Source organism: Polaribacter sp. (genome assembly GCF_965656025.1).
Classification (GTDB): domain Bacteria; phylum Bacteroidota; class Bacteroidia; order Flavobacteriales; family Flavobacteriaceae; genus Polaribacter.
On the sequence record NZ_CBFHJT010000014.1, the window covers coordinates 23874 to 30774 of the forward strand.

8 protein-coding genes are annotated in these 6901 nt (G+C 30.1%); 4 read left to right on the forward strand and 4 right to left on the reverse strand.

Annotation, left to right across the window (positions count from 1 at the left end):
- Positions 1–154: 154 nt before the first annotated feature.
- From ACTG3S_RS04200 to ACTG3S_RS04210, 3 genes are read right to left on the reverse strand one after another with little or no spacing between them, the layout of a single operon-like run.
- On the reverse strand, positions 155–481 hold the full coding sequence (locus ACTG3S_RS04200; protein ID WP_439128121.1) for an FtsL-like putative cell division protein: 327 nt from the start codon (positions 479–481) through the stop codon (positions 155–157).
- Positions 474–1382, reverse strand: coding sequence for a 16S rRNA (cytosine(1402)-N(4))-methyltransferase RsmH (rsmH, locus tag ACTG3S_RS04205; RefSeq protein ID WP_439128122.1), 909 nt, complete (start codon positions 1380–1382; stop codon positions 474–476). Before rsmH ends, ACTG3S_RS04200 begins: the two co-directional genes overlap by 8 nt.
- A complete protein-coding gene (locus ACTG3S_RS04210; RefSeq protein WP_439128146.1) occupies positions 1369–1836 on the reverse strand; it encodes a division/cell wall cluster transcriptional repressor MraZ in 468 nt (155 codons plus the stop codon). Before ACTG3S_RS04210 ends, rsmH begins: the two co-directional genes overlap by 14 nt.
- 207 nt (positions 1837–2043) lie before the next feature.
- Between ACTG3S_RS04210 and ACTG3S_RS04215 the strand changes: the two genes are divergently transcribed.
- From ACTG3S_RS04215 to ACTG3S_RS04230, 4 genes are read left to right on the forward strand one after another with little or no spacing between them, the layout of a single operon-like run.
- Complete coding sequence (locus ACTG3S_RS04215; protein ID WP_439128123.1) at positions 2044–2808, forward strand: alpha/beta fold hydrolase; 765 nt, start codon at positions 2044–2046, stop codon at positions 2806–2808.
- Positions 2809–2811: 3 nt separating this feature from the next.
- Positions 2812–3423: a ribosome biogenesis GTP-binding protein YihA/YsxC gene (gene yihA, locus ACTG3S_RS04220; RefSeq protein WP_439128124.1), complete on the forward strand. Its 612-nt coding sequence runs from the start codon at positions 2812–2814 to the stop codon at positions 3421–3423.
- 36 nt (positions 3424–3459) lie between these two features.
- Positions 3460–4146, forward strand: a complete 687-nt coding sequence (locus ACTG3S_RS04225) for an RluA family pseudouridine synthase (RefSeq protein WP_439128125.1) — start codon at positions 3460–3462, stop codon at positions 4144–4146.
- 27 nt (positions 4147–4173) lie between these two features.
- Positions 4174–5208 carry an alkane 1-monooxygenase gene (locus ACTG3S_RS04230; protein ID WP_439128126.1) on the forward strand — a complete coding sequence of 345 codons (1035 nt, stop codon included), beginning with the start codon at positions 4174–4176 and terminating at the stop codon, positions 5206–5208.
- 246 nt (positions 5209–5454) lie between these two features.
- On the opposite strand, the gene ACTG3S_RS04235 is transcribed toward ACTG3S_RS04230, so the two are convergent.
- Positions 5455–6901: penicillin acylase family protein (locus ACTG3S_RS04235; protein WP_439128127.1), on the reverse strand; the 1447-nt coding region annotated here is incomplete at its 5' end.

Sequence of the window (6901 nt, forward strand, 5' to 3'; positions counted from 1 at the left end):
TGGTCAACTCTGTTGCCAATTTTCTATACGCATCTCCATGCACGTGTTGCAGATTTACAACCCTAAAGACAATTGCAAATAAAAAGAGCGCCATAAAAGCAACTATCCAGTAGAATTTTGTAAGAATGCTTTTTTTATGAGTTGCCAATTTTAATTACCTTTTAATAGTTACTTTTATTTTTTTTGGAGGGGTTTCTGAAGGAGATAAGCCTCTTTCTATTGCTTTTCTTCTGATACTAGACTCCATTTCCATTCTTGTAAGAATTGTTTCTGTATCTAAAGACTCTGCTCTCAACTCTCTTTTGAGTTTATTTAACTCTGCAATTTTTATTACTTTTTTATCTGCATTGTGAGAGCTTGTAATCATTATTAACAACAGAAAAACAATAAAAAAAATCACTTTCCAATTTTTTAAAGCAGATTCGTCTGTTAGAAAACTACCTCTTAAAAAGCTATAAATACCTTTTTTTACTTTAGACATTTTGTTTTTTTAATGTTGCAATTCTAAGTTTAGCGCTGCGAGCCCTGTTGTTTGTGTTAATTTCCTTTGGGGTAGGTACTATCAACTTTCCAACTTTCTGTAACGGTTCACTCGTGTTTCCAAAAAAATCCTTTTCGGGCTCGCCACTAAACAATCCTGTTCTTATAAATCTTTTTACCAATCTATCTTCTAAAGAGTGATAAGAAATTACACTTAACCTACCTTCTTCATTTAACAAATTAGGTGTTTGCTGTAAAAACTCTTTTAAAACCTCTAACTCTTCATTTACTTCTATTCTAAATGCTTGAAATATTTGTGCTAAAATTTTATGCTCTTTAGCCTTCGGCAAATATTTTTGTAACACACTTTTTAATTGAAAACTAGTTTCAATTTTATTTTCTTCTCTACTCTCTACAATTGTTTTTGCAATATTTCTAGAGTTTCTTAACTCTCCATAGAGAAATAATATTTCTGCTAATTTTTCTTCTGAATAATTGTTTACAATTTCCTTAGCAGATATTTTAGATTTTTGATTCATTCTCATATCTAAATCACCATCAAAACGAATAGAGAAACCTCTTTCTGCTTCGTTAAATTGATGTGATGAAACTCCTAAGTCAGCTAAAATTCCATCTACTTTCCTAACCCCATGAAACCTTAAAAACCTAGAAATGAATCTAAAGTTTTCTGGTATTAATTGAAATCTTTCGTCATCTATCACATTTGCCAAAGCATCTGGATCTTGATCAAAAGCAAACAACTTACCATTGCTACCCAATCTTTTTAAAATCTCTTTCGAATGACCTCCACCTCCAAACGTTACATCCACATAAATACCATCTGCTTTAATTGCTAAAGCATCTATACTTTCTTCTAATAAAACTGGATTATGATAACTCATCTACACTTGTATTACCCATTACTTCTTCTGCCAAATCAGCAAAATCTAACGCTGCATCATCGATAGCTTTCTCATAATTATCTTTATCCCAAATTTCAATAATATTTACAGCAGAAGACAATACCACCTGTTTTTTTATGGAAGCAAATCCACACAAATCTTTTGGTATTAAAATTCTACCAGTAGCATCAAACTCTACCGTTTTTACACCAGCTGTAAACCTTCTAATAAAATCATTATTCTTTTTTACAAATCGGTTCAGCTTGTTAATTTTTTCCATCATCAACATCCACTCTTGCATGGTGTACAACTCTAAACATGGTTGAAAAACAGCTCTTTTTATTACAAACCCCTCATTAATAACTGGCTGCAATTGCTTTTTTAAAGCCGCAGAAAACATGACCCTACCCTTAGTGTCTGCTTTACATTCGTATGTGCCAATTAAATTTATCACCTCTAAAAAATGGAATATTGTTGATTTCAAAAATATATAAAATTTACCACTTTTCACCACTTTTTACCACATTGTTAATAAATATTTACTTTTTTAAACGCGAGCTACTAAAAATTCCCTTAAAAATTGAAAAAGAGACATTTATGAAAAGATTATGTATTTTATAAAAAAGAACTACATTTGCGCATAAGTAAAATGAATTGAACAATGACTGATAAGCTAAAAACTGAAGGGAAATTTACGTATGTAGAAGAAGGAGAAGGGCCTGCAATTATAGTTTTACATGGTTTAATGGGTACTTTAAGTAATTTTAAAGAAACTTTTAATCATTTTTCCAGTAATGGCTATAAGGTTTTAATACCTGAATTGCCTTTATATTCTTTACCATTATTAAAAACCAACGTTAAAAACTTAGCACTATTTTTAAAAGAATTTATGGAATTTAAAAACATAGATTCTGCTATTTTACTAGGTAATTCATTGGGTGGCCATATTGCATTGTATTTTACAAAACATTATCAACAAAAAGTAGATGCACTTGTTTTAACTGGTAGTTCTGGTTTGTACGAAAAAGCAATGGGAGATAGTTTTCCAAAAAGAGGAAACTATGAATATATAGAACAAAAAACAAAAAGCGTTTTTTACGATCCTGCCATTGGAACTAAAGAAATGGTTGACGACGTTTTTAAAATTGTAAATGACAGAAATTCTGTAATACGAACTTTAGCAATTGCCAAAAGTGCAATTAGACACAATATGGCAAAAGATTTACCAGCAATGAAATTACCAACCTGTATTATTTGGGGTAAACAAGATGCTGTAACACCTCCTGAAGTTGCTGATGATTTTCATAAACTTTTACCGAATTCTGATTTATTTTGGATTGATAAATGTGGACATGCAGCAATGATGGAAAGACCAGAAGAATTTAACACAATTCTACACAAATGGTTTACGGATAGAAACATTTAGGCAATGAAAATAAAGTCTGCAGAATTTGTAATGAGTAACAGTAATGTTATCAATGCACCTAAAGATAGAATACCAGAATACGCTTTTATAGGGCGTTCTAACGTAGGGAAATCATCATTAATTAACATGTTGATGGAACGTAAAGACTTAGCTAAAATTTCTGGAAAACCTGGTAAGACGCAACTAATCAATCACTTTAAAATAAACGATTCTTGGTTTTTAGTAGATTTACCTGGCTATGGATATGCACAAGTTTCTAAAAAGAAAAGAGTTATTTTTCAGTACTTTATAGAAAACTACTTTAAAGAAAGAGAACAATTGGTTTGTACTTTTGTGTTGATAGATTCTAGACACGACCCACAAAAAGTAGATTTAGATTTTATGCAATTTTTAGGCGAAAATCAAATTCCTTTTTGCATTGTTTTTACAAAAGCAGACAAATTAAGTAGCTCTAAATTAAATAAGCAAATTACTTCTTACAAAAAGAAATTATTGAATTATTGGGAGGCTTTACCAACATCATTCATCACCTCTTCTTCTACTGGGTTTGGTAGAAAAGAGTTTTTAGATTTTATTGATGGCGTTAATGAAGACGTTGCCAAAGATTTTAAATAAAAGAACTTTTGACTACGCTCAAAGTATCACAAAAAAATGCATACCACTAAAGACAACTTACAGGTTTTATTTGAAGACAATCATATAATCATTGTAAATAAAAGAGCTGGGGACATTACACAAGGTGATAAAACCGGTGACAAACCTTTAAACGAAGTTGTAAAAGAGTACGTTAAAGACAAATACAACAAACCAGGCAATGTTTTTATTGGCACTGTACACAGGTTAGACAGACCCACTTCTGGCATTGTAATTTTTGCGAGAACTTCTAAAGCTTTAGAAAGATTAAATAAAATGTTGCGAGAGAAAACCATCAACAAAACTTATTGGGCATTGGTTAAAAATTCTCCTAAAAAAACCTCAGACACTTTAACAAATTTTCTAAAAAAAGATCCAAAAAAAAATAAGTCTTTTGTCTACAAAAAAGAAATTGAAGGAAGCAAAAAAGCCATTTTGCATTACATCCTTTTGAAAAAACTAGATACTTACACACTTTTAGAAATTGATTTAGAAACTGGCAGACATCATCAAATTAGAACACAATTAGCAAATATTAGATGCCCAATTAAAGGCGATTTAAAATATGGTTTTGCAAGATCTAATAAAGATGGTAGTATTTCTTTACACGCCAGAAAAATCGAATTTGTACATCCTGTTTCTAAAGAAAATATTAAAATTATTGCTCCAACACCTAAAGATGTTATTTGGAACGCATGTAAGTAAAAGCTATCTTTAAAAAATAATTTCTTAATGAAAGCACTTAAATATTTTACTGTTTTATTAATTCCATTTACCACTTATATAGCATTTACAAATAAGGGTTGGCTTACTTTTTTGCCTTTATTTTTTGTTTTTGGATTGATCCCTTTTTTAGAACTTTTTATAAAACCAAGTAAAAATAATTATACTACAGAAGAAGAAAAAATTGAGAAGGCAAATAAACTTTATACTTATTTACTATACCTTATGCTTCCCATTCAATTTGTTTTTTTAATACTGTTTTTTAGTAGTATTCAGCAAGATAATTTGGCAACTTTTGAAATTATTGGAAGGGTTTTAGCTATGGGAATTATGTGTGGTGTTATTGGTATTAATGTTGGGCACGAGTTAGGGCACAGAAATAATAGGTTTGATGAACTTATTGGAGAATCATTATTATTAAGCTCTTTAAACACTCATTTTTTACCCTATCATAATGGAGGTCATCATTTTAACGTAGCCACACCAAAAGACGCAGCCACAGCAAGAAAAAACGAGTGGATTTTCACTTTTTGGATAAGATCTCATTTTACAAGCTACTACCAAGCTTGGGTTTTAGAAAACAATAGAATGAAAAGCGTAAACAGAAATTGGTTTCACCCACAAAACAGAATGTTAATTTATACAATTTGTAATATCTTATTATTAGGTAGTATCTTTTATTTCTATGGTTCTTTTGTAACTATTGGTTTTGTTTTAGCAACCATAATTGGCATTTTATTATTAGAAACCGTTAATTACATAGAACATTATGGATTGCTAAGAAAGCAGAATAAACATGGGCGTTATGAAAGAGTAAAAAGGAGTCATTCTTGGAATTCTAATCATCCAGTTGGCAAAATTTTACTTTTTAATTTGAGCAGACATTCAGATCATCATTACAATGGAGCTAAACATTATCAACTTTTAAAATCTGTACCAGAAAGTCCGCAAATGCCAACAGGTTATCCTGGTATGATGTTACTTACTTTAATACCACCTTTATGGTTTTTAGTGATGAATAAAAAACTACAAAAAATGCCTTAGTTATTTCTTAGGTATTTATTATGGAAGAGTTTTTTGGAATTGGAGTATTTTGGCTAATTTGTAATTATATTGGCGGCTCAATCAGATGGTTATATGGCACTATTTGGAGAACCATTTTTAACAAACCAAAATTTAAATATTAAGAATATGTTTTTGGAATTGAAAAATCGAAAAATCATTATGATTTACATGGACACCATTTTAACAATATAGTTATTACAATTGTATTTGTTGGCATTTTAGTTACTACTCTTTCTTAGGTTTTAATACCAAAACATTTTTACTATTTTCAATTTCTTTTTGGTTTAATTTCATTTTTATAAACTGGCCATTTAAATATTTTTCTGTTTGATCCTTATAATGTTTACTAAACAAGCTACCTGATTGTCCTGTTGGTAAAATTGACAAGCTATTTTCTACATCAGAAAAATCTATAACTCTTCTTGTAGATGGACCTGCAGTTACCTTGTAAATCCCAGTACTGTCTAGTTTAAATATTTGGTTATTAATAACCTCATTACCACCAATTGTTTTAAAGGGCCCTACATTAAATAAGCTACGTAAAACACCACCAGCTTTTCCAATTGCATGTTCATGTTCTACAGAAATCACTCTGTCCCAAGTCCAAACTTCTACATTCGTACCCAATTGATTTTCTAAAAATTTAAATCCCTTTTTAAAAGATGCTGTAATAATTTCTTCTTTTGTTTCCACTTTATTTTTAGTAGAAATATCATCCCACCAAACAGAATTTTCTCTTGTAAGTTGTGTTGTTAAAACTTGATCTTGTAATTGAGAATTTATAAACAAATCAAACTGATTTCCAATTTCATCTTTATAGGTAGCTACCAAAAACTCATATAAAAAACGATTATAAATGGTTGGCCCTATTGCATCTTTTACATAAATTCCTTTCCAGTTTTTTAAAATTTCAAAAGCTTTTTTTTGTGATGGATTTAAAGAAACAAAATCAACACTTTTCAACAAATTAGCAGCAATTTCTGGTACAACAGATGAAGTTACATCATAGGTCATTTTAGCAACATCCTGTTTAGTGAAATTATTTTTAACTTCTAATAAAGTTACTATTCTTTTAGACCTATCTTCTGGTTGATAATATCCTGGATACAATTTTCCTCTTACAGAATCTGGCTGATGATTTGCAGAATATACATAATTAGAACTCGGGTTTATGGCTTTCGGATTTTCATCAAAAGGTAAAATCTCTAAAATTTCATCATCGCCAGAAGCACCCTCTAAATATAATTTTGATGATACACCTTCTCTCAATTGATATAATTTGGCGGACGCAAACCAAGCGATGTTATTCTTTGCATCACCATACATTACATTTAAACCTGGTGCATGTATTTTTTCTACTGAATTTTTAAAGGTATTAAAAGAAGTTGCATGACTCATCCCAAAAGCAACATCTAAAGTTTTATTTTCTAATTGGGTATAAATCCAATTCATAGCTATTGGTCTTTCGTCATTAATATGCGTTACCAAGCCATTCATTATAGGACCGTGTTTACTTACTTTTACTACAAAAGTGGTGTCTGTTTCATTTTTAATTTTTATGGTTTTCTCGATCAAATCATATTTTAAAAAACCATTTTCTGTTTTGTATTCTAAATTATTATTGGGGTTATTTTTTTCCACATAAAAGTTCAAATCGTCATTTGCCAACATT

What these genes read in the sequence shown, in the direction of transcription:
- ACTG3S_RS04200 (WP_439128121.1), bottom strand. Translation starts at nt 481, where the DNA reads ATGTCTAAAGTAAAAAAAGGTATTTATAGCTTTTTAAGAGGTAGTTTT.
- rsmH (WP_439128122.1), bottom strand. Translation starts at nt 1,382, where the DNA reads ATGAGTTATCATAATCCAGTTTTATTAGAAGAAAGTATAGATGCTTTA.
- ACTG3S_RS04215 (WP_439128123.1), top strand. Translation starts at nt 2,044, where the DNA reads ATGACTGATAAGCTAAAAACTGAAGGGAAATTTACGTATGTAGAAGAA.
- yihA (WP_439128124.1), top strand. Translation starts at nt 2,812, where the DNA reads ATGAAAATAAAGTCTGCAGAATTTGTAATGAGTAACAGTAATGTTATC.
- ACTG3S_RS04225 (WP_439128125.1), top strand. Translation starts at nt 3,460, where the DNA reads ATGCATACCACTAAAGACAACTTACAGGTTTTATTTGAAGACAATCAT.
- ACTG3S_RS04230 (WP_439128126.1), top strand. Translation starts at nt 4,174, where the DNA reads ATGAAAGCACTTAAATATTTTACTGTTTTATTAATTCCATTTACCACT.